Genomic DNA, 16,791 nt, shown 5'->3' with positions numbered 1-16,791 from the left:
ATTAGGTGATGTAGATATGAAAATGACAAGAAAACAGCAGGCTCAAGAAACGAAGAAACATATATATTTAACAGCGCTTACATTGTTCCAAACGAAAGGCTTTGATCAAGTAACGGTTGATGAAATTGTTCAGCAAAGCAACAGCTCAAAAGGAGCATTTTATGGTCATTTCTCTTCAAAGTACGATATTTTCCTAGAAAAATTTAAAGAAATTGATCATTTTTATGAAGAATTTACAACTACACTGCCCGTAAATCTTTCCTTCAAGGAAAAGGTAATCTCATTAATTGATGCACAAATGACATATTTAAAAGATGATTTAGGAATGGATTTAATGCGGTCTGTTTATAAAAGTGGCTTAATTGAAAACGAAAGAAATTTCTTTTCTAATTCTGAACGCAAATTGTATAAAATCTTGCATTCATTTATACAAAAAGCAATTAAGGATGGCGAATTATCTGTACGAATAAATGTGCAAGAAACTGTGATTTACATTACTCGTTGTATGCGAGGTTCTTTATATGACTGGTTAGTTTTTGGAAAAGATTTTGATTTGTTACAAGAAAGTACAGGCTTTATTGCAATATTTTTAGATGGTTTGCTATTAAATAAGGATCGTTAATAATTGGAAGCTTATAACCAATTCTACTTTAAACAAAAATAGGCACTTCCTATTTACTGATAAATTAGGATTGCCTATTTTCTCGTAAATTGTAATTGTTTTTCATTTTCACAAAAAAAATAAAAAAGACAGATACATGGAGTATCTGCCTAAAAGTCTACTTTTGCATTTCTTTCGTTGGTCCCATTACGCCTGGTACTGGTAAGCTTGCTTGACGTAGTAGCACCGTCATTTGTCCACGATGATGCGTTTGATGATCGATTAGTGTACGCAATAATGCACCTCTAGCTATTGGGCCCGTAAAGCCTTTTACTTCTTCTAGCAAGTCTTCATCTGATAGCTTTGCCGCTTCCTCTTTCACACTGTTTGCTAGGTTTTCGTAAGTGGCTACAATTTCAGCAGCTGTAGATGGGATAGGATCTTCTTGACGAATCATTGGCACTTTTAAACCTGCTAAATAACTGAAATAACCAGCAGCACCAACTAAATGCCAGCCTAACCAACCTAATGTGCTGTGACCTTCTACGATGCTTTGCTCTAACTTTTCATCTGTTACAGCTTTTAATACTTGAATAGTGCCTTGTGCTGATGCTGACCACTCATTTAAAAAATCATCTACTTGTCGATACATCTATACGCCCCCCATTTCGTAAATTCATCTCTATCATATTAAATTAGAAACTCTCTTACAAGTTTCTAGCATTAAGTTTACATAATATTATTATTTTATATAAAAATGCTTTTGAGCATTATTTTTTATGATCGGCTCAATGCGACTATCAAATAGCTTGCTCTTGTAATCTAGATTTCATAATATTCGTATAACCAACAGACTTCACGTATAATGAAAGAAAAGAACTGAAGAGTCTCTAAGTAAAATAGCAAATAACTACCCTGACTTCCTTTAGATTACACGCTCTAAAGGGTACATTGACCACAACGACATATTCCATATAGAAGACATGATGTTGACACTAATATGGAACCGTGTGGCATTAAACCTACCCTACAAAAAATTGAATAAGAATTACTTCACAGACGTCCTGCTTGGGCGCTTTTCATTTTGAGTAAGGAGGGCTTTTATGAGTGACATACATAGAACAACAGATGAAGATTTGTCCGAAGAAGAATTGATTGAGCTTGTCCTCGCTGAACAGCAAAAAGCGTTAGCACAAGAACAAGAAGAACGCCTCCAAGGTGAAAAGCCCAAAAAACAAAGACCAATTGTCAAATGGATTGTCTGGAGTATGGCATTTGTGTTATTTTTGAATACATTTGCACTTATCTTTCAAATTTACTCCATTCCAGCGATTGAATTTTTGAAAGTATCTGCTCGGTTATCGACGCAAGAAGATATAAAAACATATAAAAAGGCTGTTGTAGAGATCTCTACAGATTCTAGTAAAGGTACTGGTTTTGTGATTTCTTCAGATGGACTTATCGTAACGAATGCACACGTTGTAGAAGATGCACAATCAATACTCGTTGTTTTCCCTGAGGAAGGAATAATGGGTGCCAAGATAGTGGAAAGTTACCCCGAAGTAGATTTAGCATTATTGCAAGTATCCGGGGATGATCTACCTTCCCTTTCACTTGCTAATAATCCGAGTTATAGCAAAAATGAACATGTGTATTTCATTGGAAATCCACTAGCCTTTACCGGCATCGCAAATGAAGGAACATTACTGGAATCAACATACCTTGAGGATTGGCAGGAACCTGTTATGATGATGGATGCCCCTGTTTATCGAGGAAATAGTGGGAGTCCTGTCATAAATGCTGATGGCGAGGTTATCGGGATTGTCTTTGCAACGGCGAAAAAAGATCCATATGGTCGTGTTGGCTTGTTTATTCCAGTTGAGGTGCTACAGCATATTTTAAGTAAATAATACCTATAGCTACAATTCGGTTGAAAACATAATTGTTTAATTCTTCAGAAGTAAAGCCGTCTAGTCCTTTTGTATAAAAATGACCTTCTAAATATAATGAAGGTCATTTTTTGATTAATTTTAATTTCCTGTTTGAGAACTTTCACTAATAATATGACTAAGAACTTCGTTTATCGGTGTAGCATGGCGACCAAGTAATCTTTCTAAATCGTTACTTTCAATTTCTAAACACCTTCTCGAATACCTTTTTGCGTGTTTACGAGCATAGGAAGGTATGCTTCTGGTACACCTGCGCCTTTCATAATATCGGCATAAGTAGCATCATCGACTTGTTGTACATGAACTTCTTTCCCTAATACATCTCCAAGAGCAGATACTAATTCCTCTTGCGTCATTAGCTTCCCAGAAAGCTCATAAATTGTATTCTCGTGTCCTATCCCTATCAATACATTGGCTGCTGCCTCCGCTAAATCTTGTCGAAGTACCCAGCCTACTTGCAAAAGCCCCTGTTAGTTGGACAAAGGTTTTCCACTGTTCCCTGACTATTTCAGGGATTGAAGATATTTTTCTAATAAAGATAAAAAGAGGTCTATATCATCTTTACTAAGATCACCAATATTGGCCACCCTAAAAGAATTTAATTGATAAACTTTCCCAGGATATATCGTTATTCCATTAGCATAAAAATAATCATGCATTTCTTTAAAATTATACTTTTCATTTTCGGGTTCTACTATTGCTGTAATAATTTTTGAATGGTGCTCAACAGGGACGAGATAATTTAAACCAAGTCTAGAGAGGCCTTCTACTATAGTTTCCCAACATTTAGAATATCGTTCATATCTTTCTTTTATTCCTTCTGCTTTTAATTCTACAATTGCCTGTTTTAGCGCATAGATAGTTTGTACAGGCGGAGTAAAACGCATCTGACCTGTCTCGATGAAATGGTGATATTGAGAATAAAGATTTAAGTAGTAATTTGTCGGCTTTTTTGTTTTTCCTTTTTCTAGTTCGCTTTTTTTAGCTATAACAAAAGAGACTCCTGCCATTCCTTGAAGGTTTTTATTGGAGCTAGCCGCCAAATAACTTATTTTCATTTTACTCATATTCATAGGAATTGCCGCAAACGAACTCATTGCATCTACCATCATATTAATCTCATTTTCTGCACAAATGGAGCCAATCGATTCTATATCGTTTAATAATCCCGTTGTTGTTTCATTATGCACAACAGCTAGATAAGATACTTTTCGCGGAATTTTTTGAATGAATGACTGTAACTGATCTAATTTAATAGGTTGATCGGGTGGACTTAAAAACTCAATCCAATCCAGCTGATAAGCTTCTGCAATTTCACACATTCTTTTTCCATAGGCTCCGTTATTAATGATTACTAAAACCCCATCAGTCATTACTGAACTCAAGATTGATTCTACAGCAGCAGTACCTGAACCACCGAATAACACGGTTGTATATTGATTCTCTTCTGAAACTAAACTAGTAATTTCAGAAGTAACAAATTGCAATAATTGGCTGAAGTCATCTTCACGAGGGCAAATATCAGGTACCACTTGTGCGTATTTAACCGTATCTGTTGTAGTAGCAGGTCCGGGGTTCAGTAATATATTTCTTTTAATTTTTTTCACGGTACTCCTCCCTTTAATTTTATTACACTTTTATACGCGGTTCGAATTATCTCTGTAGAGAAGTTCTTATAGGTAAGATCGACCTGCTAATATTTGTTTTCAGAACGATTATTTAAGAAATCTCTGTAAACGAGTTTTAACTTCACTTGGAGTAACTTTTGGACGTCCTAGATTTTGTTTAGATCCCTTTGAGATTTTTAAATAAATAAAAGTCAGCCCTTTTGTCATTTTCCATTCTTGAATACATTTTTCAAGTTCATGTAAACTATGGATATAGCATGACTTTTCATAACCGCAAGCTGCAGCAATATTGACAAAATCAACATTGTGAGAAACGGTATTTTGCCCTCCAGTTGAATCATGAACTTGATTATCTAGAAGAATGTGGAGCATATTTTCAGGTTGATAGTAGCCATTTGTAGATAAGCTTCCCATTCGCATAAGGAGGGAACCATCTCCATCAATAACAATTACATCTATATCTTTTCGCGTATAGGCTAAGCCTAAACCTAAAGAACCGACACAACCCATGGAACCAACCATATATAGATTATTATTAGAATCCTCGACCTCATATAGTTCCCTTCCTGTTTTACCAGTTGTGGCCATTAGTACTGTTTTCATATCTTTGAGTCCATTTATCACTTTTAAAGTGTCAAAACGGCTTGGCAGTGCATCTAAGTCAGTTTGTTCACTTTTTTCCTTATTTTTATGATTAAGACGTTGCTCTATCTTCAATTTCTCACTTTTAAAAGTTTCCTTTCTCACTACAAAAAAGAATGGTTGATTTGCTTCAATCCACTTGTTAGCTTCTTCAAGCTGTCTCTTTGCCTCACTCTCATCAAAAGATAAGAATTGCCAGTTTATTTGCATGAGATCTAATAGTTGTGTCGTAATTTGTCCCATTAATTCATGTTGCGGTTCATCATTCAATCCGGGTTCTCCACGTAGACTAACAAACCCAAGTATAGGTATTTGGAAGGGGTAGTTTAAGGAAGTCAAAGGAGAAATACAATTGGTTAGACCGGAGTTTTGCATTAAAACAACTGATTTCCTTCCCCCAAGGTATGCTCCTGAAGCAATGGCTACTGCATCACCTTCGTTGGCTGCAGCAATATATTCACACTCATTTATGGAATAGTTAATAAGATTCTTTAAAAATGAACATGGGACCCCACTATAAAAGTTAAAACCAAGTTTTTTAAGCTCATTTCCAAATTCACTTGTATTTAACATACCATCACTCCGTTTCCGGTTTTGATTGATTATTAGTTGATGGCAAATATTTCTTCTCCGCTTTTTGAAGCTCCTCAACATTTTGGAGTCTAAAAATCTCTTGTACACTTACAATCGATTTCTCTACTTGAATGAGACTCTCATCTTTTAGGATTTGTTTTGAGATGTTCTGCATAGCAGTGATCGATGCTCTTAAGTTATGGTTAGCCCAGATTGCAGTGCTTATTCCTACTTTTCTGAATTCATTTGTTGGGGTTGTATAATACTTTGTAGGTACAATAACCACTGGATGCCTTCTACCCCATTCCTTCATGAATGCTTCAATTTCTTTAAAATCTGATCTTTTACTATGCATAAGAATTGCATCGGCGCCTTCCTTTCTGTAGGCTTCCGCACGTTTAAGGGCTTCATCCAATCCCAAGCCTGCAATAAAAGCCTCGACTCTAGCTACAACCATAAAGTCTTCATCCTCTTGCGTATCTTTCATTGCTTTTATTTTCCCGCAAAATTCTTCAATCGATGCGAGAAGCTGTAATTCTCCATTAATAAATGAGTTCGTTTTCGGAAAAATTTTATCCTCGATACATACTCCAGCAATATTCAATTGTTCTAGTTTTCTAACTAACCGCCGAGCATTATTAAAATTTCCATATCCTGTATCTCCATCTAATAGGATGGGAATTGTTGTCGTATCACTCATAAATTCAAGTATATCTAATACTTGCGTCCATGAAGCTTCATTATTATCTCTTACACCCAATGATCCTGAAATCGATAGACCACTCGCCCAAATCCCTTTAAAACCGGCCTCCTCTACAACTTTTGCGGAAATACCGTTATGGGCTTCCATTAAAAATTCGAGTTTATCTGAATATATTAATTCTTTTAATTTCTTTGTCTTTTTCAATATCTTCCATCTCCTTACTCGACATATCGTATTATCATATGACTAAAAGTAAAGATTAGCAGGGCAGATACATTAGAAACTAACGATTTTAAAATCAAAAAATGGAAGTATAGAGAACAATCATAATGCTATTTTCTGTGTAGTAATTTTATTTTGGGACACTAACAGAAAAATGGGAGAGATTAATTGCGTTACTAAGTCACACCCACCCATGGAAGACAAATCTATTTACATACAATACAGTACCTTCATAAGAGGAGAGAACTACACTCTTAATACAAAAAAATAAAATATCTTACTAAATGAGGTGCGTTTATTGAAAAATGTACTTGGGAAATGGGAACAATTCCTACTATTAAATCAAAATCCTTTAACAACTAACTGCATTCCCGAATCAACACTTTACAGTCTAGAAAACCTCATCTATTTATTAGATAGGTATGAGTATGTTTATGTGAAACATACTAGCACCGGGCAAGGAAGAGCAATTTATAAAGTCTACAAAAGAAAAGATGGACACTATTGTTTTAATGGATTTACCATGCAAGGTAAAGAAATAAATAAGTGTGTGGCAGCAATTGAGGATTTCCATAAAATTCTACACCCCTATGAGAAACACGAGAGATTAAGCGGAAATTATATAATACAGGAGGGTATCAAGAGTCTAACCCCTAATGAGGATGCTATTTCTATTCGCGTTCATGTTCAAAATCTAAAAGGAAAATGGATAATCGGTGGTATTTACGGAAGGATTGCTTATGAAGATCATGGGATTGTGAATTCAAATCGTGGTTCTCAAGTAATACCGATTGATGAATTATTATCAGATTATATGATGATGGATAATACAAAGAAAAATAAAACAATAGCATCTCTAAAAAAAATTTCAATTTTAGCATCTGAAGTAATAGCATCCCACTTTCCTTGTAGAGAATATGGCATTGATTTTGGAATAAATCCAAAGGGAAAACCAATATTATTTGAAGTAAATACAACGCCAAGCATAAGTAGTTTTGCCAAAATTGATAAGAAGATCTGGAAGAAAATTGTTGAGATTAGGAAGAAGCAAAATGAAGGCTAAGTTTGAAATGTAGTTATCATATTAGTCCCCAGCATATTTCTATTCCACATCGATAAATTACTTTCCCTATTATAATTATTGGAAAGAAGAAACTTAATTGCATTCATTACTTGTGAACGTTTGGAATTTACCTTTAAGAAGACGTCGTATCAGTCGCATGATGAAGCAACTCAGGATTCTATCAAATTACTCAGTTTCCTATTACAAACCTCAAAAAAGCGTAGTAATGAAGCCATTGTCACCAATGTTTTATATCAATAAGTCCAACAAGGAAAAGAATTATCTGTTTAAGTCAGTGATTTAACATATGTCCATGTCGGAAAAAATGGCACTATTTATGTTTATTTGACGATCTTTTCAACCGCGAATTGATTGGTGCAAGTTCGGGCCCAAACAAAGACGCAGTGCTTATGTAGATAGCATTAAGTAGTATTAAAGATAACTTTACCAATGTCCAATTAATTTATACAGACCTTGGTTCCGAACTTGATAATCAATTATTGTGGGATTTAAATAAAATTTTATATTAAATAGTCTACGAAGCTCGTTTACAATACGCCCTTTGTAATTGACGAACCTGAAGATAAGCTTGATTAAAGACTTTGATATCTAGCATAAAAAAGCAAAAAATCAAAGACAAGTCATTGAAGTGGCATAATTCAACAATTGTTTCTAATGCAGATGCAGAGTAAATTATTTTATTAGAGTCAAATGGTGAAAATGGAACGATAAAAAATGCGATATAGAGCTATTTGGCTTCCGGTCACGTAAAATCTTTATAGCAATAATTTAAATGTGAATGTAGTATATCAGCATAAGCATACAATAAATTCTAATAACTTTGGATTTTTAGGTAACACTTTTACGGCATTTATCCGTAAAATAACCTCTTCGGGATAATTTACACGAAGAGGTTATTTTTCGTCAAACTTTCGCTTCGCTCCTGATGCTACGTCGCAAAACACGCTAATGCTCCATGTTGTATCTCCTGCCTTTGCTTCCTGCAAGTTCTATACTTATTACCATTAAAATCACAACATTTTCTTTGACAATCATATATTGAGACAGCCCCTCCTCTTTTCTCTCAATTATAAAATGTTCTTTAGTTTACATAATAAAATTATAATATTTTTTAAAGAAAAACGACGACCTAGCTCTATGTGTATTTTTACTCATTGGCTAAATCTATTTGAATACAAAAAAAAGACATCCTATATCAATAGGATGCCTTAAGTTTAACGGAAGTAATTTTAATTTCTGAGAATTAAAGTTTAGTTACGTTAGCAGCTTGTGGTCCGCGGTTGCCATCTACAACTTCGAATTCCACTTTTTGACCTTCGTCAAGAGTTTTGAAACCTTCGCCTCCGATAGCTGAGAAGTGTACGAATACGTCGTTTTCGCCTTCTACTTCGATGAATCCAAAACCTTTTTCTGAGTTAAACCATTTTACTGTACCTTGTTTCATTTAAGAAAACCTCCAAAAAATAAAAGTGAACAATATGTAATTTCTTCAACGAATAAAAAAATTCACATATTACAAAGAGTACCGTACTAACGCGATCACTTTTTGTAATATGTGAATTCATGTTTCCGGTGAAGCAATTAAATTGTTAACTTAAGTATAACCATCATTCATAATTTTGTCAAATAAAGAAAAATGTTTTTTTTAAAATGTCAAAATTTTTATTTCTATGACTCAGATTTCAAAGCGATAATACCGTGATAAATTTGTACATCATCATCACAAGCTTCGCAAAAAGCACTTTCATCCTCTGACCAAAAAGCCCAAAATCCCCCTTCTTTCTTTACTTCATTGTCATATGTTGATCGGAAGTGTTGCAGTTTTCTTTGTAAAGCTGACTCAAATTGCTCTTCTGTTTCAAAGGTTTCATTTGATTGTATAAAAGCCTCCCAGCCCTCAAACTTCCACCAAGGCTCATAATCAGCTTTCATGTAAATGATTGTATACATATTTGCCACATTCCCTGCTGTAATAAGATATTTTCATTTTAACAAAGACATTTGAAATGTCTATTAATACACACTTTAATATGCTATTATTACCTTATTATTCATAATTTTTGGAGGTATTTTTTTTATGTTTTCAAGTATTCGACCTAAGGCCGAACTCGATGAATTATTAAAGCGTGGTACAAATTTAAATGCTACGGGCCGTTTTAATAAAACACTAGCATTTAACCATTTCAACTCTCAAGATGAAGAGAATTTAAAAACTCTTTATAAAAAATTAAACGATATCACGCCTTCAATGAACGCTATTTTTAATAATTATTTAAGTGAAATCTCTCTCTCCTCTGAGCTAACGATTAGTGAAGAATATATTGATCGATACTTAACTCAATTTTTCTTAGCTACTCGTGATGATGAATATGTAGATGAAACCGTTAAATTTTTCAATTTATTCAGAAAAAATCAATATGAGCCTGGTAAGTTAATCGTCGTCTTCAATCAATTTGCATTTTATATTACTACATACATACTACATAATTTTGGTTTAAAACCTAATAAGGCATTTGAATACATGAAATCCTTCCAATCTGCTGTCAATGTTGATCAGGAATTGCTCGTTGAAGTATTAACAGAACGTACAATTGAAAATGTAGTTGCTGAAATTTCTTCATTAATGGATGTTAACGCAAAAATCATGTATATGAAAGATTTAGTATTTAGCTTAGATAAACAAAATGAGGAAATTCAATCCTCTACTGCAGCAACTGAAGAAATTGCCGCTTCTATTAATGAGGTTGCACGAATGTCTTCACGTATTTCAGAAAAAACAACTGAATCTGTTGATCACGCCGTACAAGGAAAAAATGCCATTGAGCATGCCCTTTCTGAAATCTTTAAAACTGAAGAGACATTTACAACGATTGTTGAGTCCTTTTCAGAATTGCAAAAGCGGGTAAATGATATTGAAAATGTTGTAACGTTGATCAACCAAATTGCCGATCAGACGAATCTACTTGCTTTGAACGCTTCTATTGAGGCGGCAAGAGCAGGTGAACATGGTAAAGGCTTCGCCGTAGTTGCACAGGAAGTTCGTAAGCTCGCTGAGGGCACTGTTTCCGCGCTTAGTGAAGTATCTACAAATGTACATCATTTAAAGAGCTATTCAAATGATGTGTCAGTCTCAATTACGGAAACGACAGAGATTATAAAAGAAGCAACCGTTGAAGCTAAAGAATCGTTACCATTATTAAATGCGATTGTTAGTGCCATTGAAGGTATTAATCTGGATGTTACAAATACAGCGGCGATATCAGAGGAACAAGCAGCAGCTATTGATGAAGTATCCGCAAGAATGATTGAAATTTCTAGTCTTCAAGATGATATTCGTGATTATAGCCATAACACATCTAGAGATATTCACGCATTAGGGAAAGAAATTAATCGATTCCGAAATGACATTATTGCGAATAATAATGTTCAGTTATCGTCCATAGCACTATTACAATTATCAAAAGCCGACCATATTTTATGGAAATGGCGAATTTATAATATGTTCCTCGGTCTTGAAAACGTCCAACCAAGTGATGTTTCATCGCATACAGATTGTCGTCTTGGAAATTGGTATACATCTGCTCGCTCAGTCGAACGTTTTGGACACTTGCAGGATTATCGTGATTTAGACGCATATCATTTACATGTCCATGAATCAGCGAAGTTAGCAGCGGAAGCTTATAAGGTTGGAAATATCGAACAAGCTGAAGTTCATTTAAAAGAAGTAGATCAAGCTTCTAAGCAGGTTCTCTATTATATCAATAACTTAATTGCCTATTTAGAACAAGAACGTGTTATGCACTAAGCACTAAGGGGGTACTTCCCCCTTCACTAGGAGGTGTAAGCTTGAATAAGCGAGCGCTAATTAAATTTTTCGGAGACGTTTATGGGACAGGCTACCGCTTTTTCATTAAACAAAAAGCGATTGAGCTAGGATTAAAAGGTTACTGTAAACTTAATGATCAAGAACAAATTGAGGTTGAAGTAGAAGGATCAAAAAAAGCGATAGATGAATTTTTAGTCTTTGTTCAAAAGGGTGTTAGCCCTCAAGCAGATTCCAATTCATTTGCACTAGAGCTTTTTGATGATTTAAAAGGCTATGCACGCATGGACTCAGACATTGTTTAATCTGGCTACTCCTTTTTTGTAGCGTTAATATAGCCAATGAATGAGTTCGATGACGTTGCTGGGGCCAAATTTAAATTTTATTAATTAGGATTGGGAATAATACCCCAGTCCTTTTTATTTTTCCCATCCATAAAAACCGCTGTTGATCCATTGATTACCCCCCTATTTCGATTCCTCTTACTTTTTTATACCTAATTTCAAATCATAGTTTTGACTTCTTTTGATATATCTTTTAATAACGGAAAGCATGTACTATTAAACAATAATATCTATAGTGGGTGCATACGCGACTTCCCTGTTCTGCTGCCGTAATGTATTGGAACTCGAACTCGTTTTTAGCTGTACTTTATGATTTTTCATAAATTCCCTTGATTCATCATAAAATAGAAAACATTTGAACAAGAGAGAGAAAATTCAAAACAGATTCATGGATAATAACAGAAAGAACGGGGTGATTTACATGAAATTTATAAAAAAATTAAGTGTGATCGGACTGTCAATATGTATATTGAGTATCGTTTATTCATCCACCAGCATGGCAACAAAAATCAGTACAGATGAGCACCTGAATTCAGTAAATGAGAAAAACAAAATTGGAATTCATAATTACAAAAACGACTCCGCTAAAATATTAGCACAAGAAACCAAAACTGTGCTCATCAAAACAACAAGAGAAGATAAATCATTATTAGAGAAAAAAACAAAAGAATTTGAAGAAAAAATGAAAATGGAACAAATAGCCTTAATAGAAGAAGGATTGAAAAAAGCAACAACGCTGCAAGATGTAGAAAAAGTAAAAAGTGAAGCAGCTAACTTATTAAAAAAAGAAAAAGAAATGTTTAAAGAAGAAAGTAAAAACTATGTAAAAAAAGTGACTGATACGGAAAAAGTGAACTTAGCAATGATTTCAAGTTCATATAAAACGATTAATGATGACTTTTTCACCTTTAACAAACACAGATTCTATTACTATGATGTAGATAAAAATGAACTGCTTCCTAATGATAAAGTAAATACTACAGAAGAAGTAAGAGCATTTGAAAAAAAACATAAAGAAGATACAATTGTAAAAGATAATCCAATCAACACTTTAATTCTGTTCATTCTCCTTGGATCGTTATGTATCATTCCACTTATCATAAGCAATCGACAAAAGAGGCTGGGACATAACTAATTTGTACTTTATGAAAAACGTATAATTTTTAAATTAGCAATGAATATAAACTGAAAACCCGAACAATTACGAAACACAGGCTGAGCGTTTCGTGATATAGTTCGGGTTTTTCATTGGCTAAAATCCTTGTGTCCCAGCCTCTTTTTTTCGTAATAGCAATTCATTTTCTAGAAAATTTGCTGAGTATCCTACTAACACACCATCGTGAATAGATATTGTCATTCACTTCCTCCTCAAAACTGTTGCGTTGTTTGAAAATGAAATTAGAATTACCTAGGGCAATCCCATGATACTTTAACTAAAGCACCTGTTTCTTTAAGTGTAATATTTCAAAATCCTTCCTAAAAAAATATCGGACTATCTTTTTAGATTGAAACATAAAAACTAAACTTTGTACTACAACTAAAATTTAAAATACTGTGTTACTAAATAGAGGTGTTATAGCTATAAAAATCTTCTTACCTACTTTATTACATCAATTACTAGGGGAATGGAACTACGGTATACTTAAGCCATCCGGTACGTTTTAATGTTCTTATATCTCTAAATTCTCCATCTTTTCCGACTACAAAAAGAATATTGTTTTCAGGATAATCTTCACCTAAATAAGTCACTGAATTTTGTTTGTAAGATACCACCTGTATATTTAAAAAATACTTCCCTTCACACAACACTTTACTTTCTTTAAAATCGTTTAAAATAACACTGGCTTTCGGGATTGTATTGTTATTTTCGTAAACATTAAATATATAATGGAAATTAATAACTGACTCATTGTTCAAAGGATACAACGATTCATTTTCATCGCTTGTTAGTGATGGTAATAATGAATTGGTGTCATTTTTTCTTTCTTTCTAAGGTCATCAATTAGCTTTTTTTTTGATCTTTTTCAATATTAAAATCAAGATAATAATTTTTTGAAGGTCTATCCATTAAATGGTATTTTTCGATAATCTGATTGGACGCCTTGATAAGTTCAGGATGTTGTTGAATATATGCTTCTTTAAATAGTTGTAAATAAACATCGTCACTTTCGTCAGGAATAAATTGATTTGTTCCTCGATTAAAGGCTAATGTGAGATTTACATGATAAGGTTTATAGATTTCTACATAACCATACTTACTTTCACCACGCTCACCATCATTTTTAGCACTTATATGTTGTAGTTCTTTATTCCGTAGTTTTCCAAATGATTTTTAACATTCTCTTCTACATATTTTTTGGGGATTTCGCCGCCCATTAACAAAAGGAGCAAAAAAGCAATTATAATAGCAAGATTTTTTTTGAACAATTTAAAATACATAACCAAAACCTCTCATCAATTTTGATATTATTTCCTGTTAAATTCTCCATTTTATATAGTAAAACCTTCTTGATACAGATAGGTAAGCCTTTGAAGTTATCGCTGGCTTTTCCCCCTGTTCACACCGTACGTGCGACTTTCACCGCATACGGCGTTCCAACTAATCCAATTTATTCTTTCTATGTTTTAAGCAGCCGAGTGAAGATTTTCCAAAGTTAGATTATTTCATTGTTACATTTCAGTCGTAAGTTATTTACTTTTTCTAATTGCTTATTTGTAAGCTTTACAGCTTTTAGGAACTTTTCAATTTTTACTTTGTCTTTCAAATGTATAAGTTGATGTATAGCCTTATTCAAAACTATTAAATTTGAGTAGCTATCATCTTTTGAAATGTGAAAAGGATTAATATGATGACAATGCCAGTCGATAATACCTAATTCTTCACCTAAAATTGCACATTTGCCATACTGGGCAATAAACTTACTTATTCTGTTGTCGTTATATTCAATAGATCTGTTTGGAATGTAGTTTCTCATGACGTAAGAAAGCGTATTTTTATTGATAGCCTTTAGGCTATTGTGAATTTTTGCTCTGCCTTCGGCAGTATAGTTACATATCACTTGGGAGAAACCAAGTGTTTTTCTCCATCGTTGCGCATGGATGGGGACAAAGACCATATTTTGTATTTTAAATAGTTTGGACTTATATCCTTTGTATCGCTTCTGTAATGTCTTTGACATCTCATGAAAACTTGCCTCTGTTCGAATATTCTTTAGTTGATTGTATAACGTCTTGCGTAGATATAGATTTAACTCATTCAAGTTAATTGTAATTTGAGTTGCAGCTGAGTAATAGTTTTGGATACCCATTACAACGGTATTAAAATTCCAAACGGTCTGAATGCAGGGTTTTCTCTTGATTACTTTTATCGCTTCTTTAATCTTTTGAAAGGCATTTGCTTTAGCCTTTTTTGACATATCAGACTTTGCTACGAAACCAAATCTGGTCTTACCTTTTCTTATGGCTTTTATTGTAAATCCTAGAAACTCTGAAGAGTTTTTCTTTAAGTTCACGACCTTTGATTTTTCTTCACTCGTCTCCAAGTGTAATCTCTTTTTCAAGAATTCTTTTAATGCATAATTTATTTTAATTGCCTGTGACCTTGTTCGGCACATCACCTTAAAATCATCCGCATAACGGACAATAAAACACTCTTTCAAACTCGATTTCTTTAATTGCTGATACTTACTACCATTAGTCGAATACGTATAATTGCTTTCAAATGTTTCCCATTGGTCACTAACCCACCAATCCAATTCATTTAACACAATGTTAGATAATAAAGGTGAAAGAATACCACCTTGCGGTGTTCCTTTTGTAGGAATACCTTCTCCTACAATCTCTGCTTTTAATAACCTAGATATAATAGAAAGAAGGGATTTATCCCTAATGCCTATTGACCACATTTGTTTTAAAAGTTTGCTATGATTTACATTATCGAAGAAACCTTTAATATCTACGTCAACACAATAATGTAGTCCAGATTGGTTAATGAGAAATTCAAGTCTAGCTTTGGCATGATGAGTGTTGCGATTTGGTCTAAAACCATAACTATGTTTATGGAATTTAGCTTCACAGATTGGCTCTAAAATTTGCAGTACACATTGTTGAAAAATTCTATCCCATATCGTCGGTATCCCTAAAGGTCTAGTTTTATCTACTCCTTTTGGAATGAAAACCCGTCTAACTGGTTGTGGTTCATACCATTTGAACATACCTTGAACTTTAGCTATTACATCTACAACTGGTAAATGCAGAATATCATTAATTGTTAATTTATCGATTCCCGCAGTTTTGCTACCTGTATTTCTTTTGATGTTTCGGTAGGCAAGACGTATATTATCCTTAGAACTCATTAATTCTGTTAAGTTATAGAAATGATGACCACAAACACTTTGAGCGTAGAGTGTATCAAAACAATCTTGCATACTATAATACTCATTGTGTCTCAGTTTCTTCCGTTTCAATAAGTCGGTGACTCCTTTTGGAGTTAAACCTCTATTAGTCTCACAAGAACCTTATTAATCGATAAAGAACTGCCTTACTTGGTTGAATAAATCTTTATTAGTCTAGTGGCTATCCCTCCATGTGGATTAGACACTTCATTGGTACTGTGCCACCACTTTCACTGATATAAAGGCAAGTTATACAGTAACTAGTATCATTATTGCTTTCCTTGTCAACGTTTCTTAGGGGAGTAAGCCCTCCACGTTATCAGCTTAAAACGTTGAATTATATCTATTATAGAATGAACTTAGGTGCTTCCTCTAAGCCTGTTAGATACATACGCCTGTAACGTATCATGGATTTTCATATTAGTTAGTCTTACTCACCCACATCTAACCTCACAATTTGGTGATATACACATTTCTATGTATCGCAGTTCTAGACCCGTACATTCAGAAGTTCGTCAGCTTAACCATTTCTTTTCGGTTTATTTGCATTCTCACCATATTCATTCAACTCAAGCATCATGAATTACACCACTCCCTCGAGTAGGCTTTCGTCAGCGGACCTGGTACGGTAATTTCTCACGCCTTTTCACCGAGCTTATAACACAATCATTCTTACTAAATCCAGTGCTATTCGACTAAGAGAGAACCCTTCCGAGCGTTACCTCATCATTTGATTCTTCGATATAACCCTTCAGTTCCGAAAGGAACTGTCTAGCCTTTACCTGAGTAATGTGACCATTCTCAATTTAAACTAGAAACATTTCGCAC

Annotated in this window: 14 protein-coding genes and 1 pseudogene; 6 read left to right on the top strand and 9 right to left on the bottom strand. The window is 34.0% G+C overall.

Annotated elements, in window-relative coordinates; genetic code table 11:
* The first annotated feature begins 16 nt into the window (after window positions 1–16).
* Window positions 17–622 carry a TetR/AcrR family transcriptional regulator gene (locus ABE34_RS04410; protein WP_197140746.1) on the top strand — a complete coding sequence of 202 codons (606 nt, stop codon included), beginning with the start codon at window positions 17–19 and terminating at the stop codon, window positions 620–622.
* Window positions 623–779: 157 nt separating this feature from the next.
* On the opposite strand, the gene ABE34_RS04405 is transcribed toward ABE34_RS04410, so the two are convergent.
* Window positions 780–1,253 carry a DinB family protein gene (locus tag ABE34_RS04405; protein ID WP_197140745.1) on the bottom strand — a complete coding sequence of 158 codons (474 nt, stop codon included), beginning with the start codon at window positions 1,251–1,253 and terminating at the stop codon, window positions 780–782.
* Window positions 1,254–1,704: 451 nt separating this feature from the next.
* Here ABE34_RS04405 and ABE34_RS04400 point away from each other — a divergent pair, with 451 nt between their 5' ends.
* On the top strand, window positions 1,705–2,511 hold the full coding sequence (locus tag ABE34_RS04400) for a S1C family serine protease (protein ID WP_197140743.1): 807 nt from the start codon (window positions 1,705–1,707) through the stop codon (window positions 2,509–2,511).
* A 120-nt stretch (window positions 2,512–2,631) separates the two neighbouring features.
* Here ABE34_RS04400 and ABE34_RS04395 read toward each other — a convergent pair.
* From ABE34_RS04395 to aepX, 4 genes and pseudogenes are all read right to left on the bottom strand, one after another.
* A pseudogene (locus ABE34_RS04395) lies at window positions 2,632–3,008 on the bottom strand (SDR family NAD(P)-dependent oxidoreductase); the annotation flags it as partial.
* A 45-nt stretch (window positions 3,009–3,053) separates the two neighbouring features.
* A complete protein-coding gene (locus ABE34_RS04390; protein ID WP_197140742.1) occupies window positions 3,054–4,157 on the bottom strand; it encodes a 2-aminoethylphosphonate aminotransferase in 1,104 nt (367 codons plus the stop codon).
* A 108-nt stretch (window positions 4,158–4,265) separates the two neighbouring features.
* The gene (gene aepY / locus ABE34_RS04385; RefSeq protein ID WP_197140740.1) at window positions 4,266–5,393 is read right to left on the bottom strand and encodes a phosphonopyruvate decarboxylase; all 1,128 of its coding nucleotides are present in this window, start codon (window positions 5,391–5,393) and stop codon (window positions 4,266–4,268) included.
* Between the two features lie 4 nt (window positions 5,394–5,397).
* A complete protein-coding gene (gene aepX / locus ABE34_RS04380; RefSeq protein WP_197140739.1) occupies window positions 5,398–6,300 on the bottom strand; it encodes a phosphoenolpyruvate mutase in 903 nt (300 codons plus the stop codon).
* 316 nt (window positions 6,301–6,616) lie between these two features.
* Between aepX and ABE34_RS04375 the strand changes: the two genes are divergently transcribed.
* Window positions 6,617–7,381 (top strand): YheC/YheD family protein, encoded by a 765-nt coding sequence (locus ABE34_RS04375; protein ID WP_197140738.1) that lies wholly within the window; start codon window positions 6,617–6,619, stop codon window positions 7,379–7,381.
* Window positions 7,382–8,645: 1,264 nt separating this feature from the next.
* Here the strand turns inward: ABE34_RS04375 and ABE34_RS04370 are convergent.
* Both ABE34_RS04370 and ABE34_RS04365 read right to left on the bottom strand, forming a co-directional pair.
* The gene (locus ABE34_RS04370; RefSeq protein WP_049665398.1) at window positions 8,646–8,846 is read right to left on the bottom strand and encodes a cold-shock protein; all 201 of its coding nucleotides are present in this window, start codon (window positions 8,844–8,846) and stop codon (window positions 8,646–8,648) included.
* 224 nt (window positions 8,847–9,070) lie between these two features.
* On the bottom strand, window positions 9,071–9,352 hold the full coding sequence (locus ABE34_RS04365; RefSeq protein ID WP_197140736.1) for a DUF1033 family protein: 282 nt from the start codon (window positions 9,350–9,352) through the stop codon (window positions 9,071–9,073).
* Window positions 9,353–9,479: 127 nt separating this feature from the next.
* Between ABE34_RS04365 and ABE34_RS04360 the strand changes: the two genes are divergently transcribed.
* The 3 genes from ABE34_RS04360 (at window position 9,480) to ABE34_RS04350 (ending at window position 12,704) form a co-directional block, all read left to right on the top strand.
* Window positions 9,480–11,207, top strand: a complete 1,728-nt coding sequence (locus tag ABE34_RS04360) for a globin-coupled sensor protein (RefSeq protein ID WP_197140735.1) — start codon at window positions 9,480–9,482, stop codon at window positions 11,205–11,207.
* A gap of 41 nt (window positions 11,208–11,248) precedes the next feature.
* Window positions 11,249–11,530, top strand: coding sequence for an acylphosphatase (locus tag ABE34_RS04355; protein WP_197140733.1), 282 nt, complete (start codon window positions 11,249–11,251; stop codon window positions 11,528–11,530).
* 460 nt (window positions 11,531–11,990) lie between these two features.
* On the top strand, window positions 11,991–12,704 hold the full coding sequence (locus tag ABE34_RS04350) for a hypothetical protein (protein ID WP_197140732.1): 714 nt from the start codon (window positions 11,991–11,993) through the stop codon (window positions 12,702–12,704).
* 482 nt (window positions 12,705–13,186) lie between these two features.
* Here the strand turns inward: ABE34_RS04350 and ABE34_RS04345 are convergent, their stop codons facing one another.
* Both ABE34_RS04345 and ltrA read right to left on the bottom strand, forming a co-directional pair.
* Entirely contained in the window at window positions 13,187–13,486 is a 300-nt protein-coding gene (locus ABE34_RS04345; RefSeq protein ID WP_197140730.1) for a hypothetical protein, read from the bottom strand.
* Window positions 13,487–14,223: 737 nt separating this feature from the next.
* The gene (ltrA, locus tag ABE34_RS04340; protein WP_197139928.1) at window positions 14,224–15,996 is read right to left on the bottom strand and encodes a group II intron reverse transcriptase/maturase; all 1,773 of its coding nucleotides are present in this window, start codon (window positions 15,994–15,996) and stop codon (window positions 14,224–14,226) included.
* Window positions 15,997–16,791 lie beyond the last annotated feature (795 nt).

The organism is Lysinibacillus sphaericus (genome assembly GCF_015844675.1).
GTDB lineage: Bacteria > Bacillota > Bacilli > Bacillales_A > Planococcaceae > Lysinibacillus > Lysinibacillus sphaericus_E.
The sequence above is the reverse complement of the archived record's forward strand: the minus strand, read 5'-3'. Positions and strand labels throughout refer to the sequence as shown.

What these genes read in the sequence shown, in the direction of transcription:
- ABE34_RS04410 (WP_197140746.1), top strand. Translation starts at nt 17, where the DNA reads ATGAAAATGACAAGAAAACAGCAGGCTCAAGAAACGAAGAAACATATA.
- ABE34_RS04405 (WP_197140745.1), bottom strand. Translation starts at nt 1,253, where the DNA reads ATGTATCGACAAGTAGATGATTTTTTAAATGAGTGGTCAGCATCAGCA.
- ABE34_RS04400 (WP_197140743.1), top strand. Translation starts at nt 1,705, where the DNA reads ATGAGTGACATACATAGAACAACAGATGAAGATTTGTCCGAAGAAGAA.
- aepY (WP_197140740.1), bottom strand. Translation starts at nt 5,393, where the DNA reads ATGTTAAATACAAGTGAATTTGGAAATGAGCTTAAAAAACTTGGTTTT.
- ABE34_RS04370 (WP_049665398.1), bottom strand. Translation starts at nt 8,846, where the DNA reads ATGAAACAAGGTACAGTAAAATGGTTTAACTCAGAAAAAGGTTTTGGA.
- ABE34_RS04365 (WP_197140736.1), bottom strand. Translation starts at nt 9,352, where the DNA reads ATGTATACAATCATTTACATGAAAGCTGATTATGAGCCTTGGTGGAAG.
- ABE34_RS04360 (WP_197140735.1), top strand. Translation starts at nt 9,480, where the DNA reads ATGTTTTCAAGTATTCGACCTAAGGCCGAACTCGATGAATTATTAAAG.
- ABE34_RS04350 (WP_197140732.1), top strand. Translation starts at nt 11,991, where the DNA reads ATGAAATTTATAAAAAAATTAAGTGTGATCGGACTGTCAATATGTATA.
- ltrA (WP_197139928.1), bottom strand. Translation starts at nt 15,996, where the DNA reads ATGCAAGATTGTTTTGATACACTCTACGCTCAAAGTGTTTGTGGTCAT.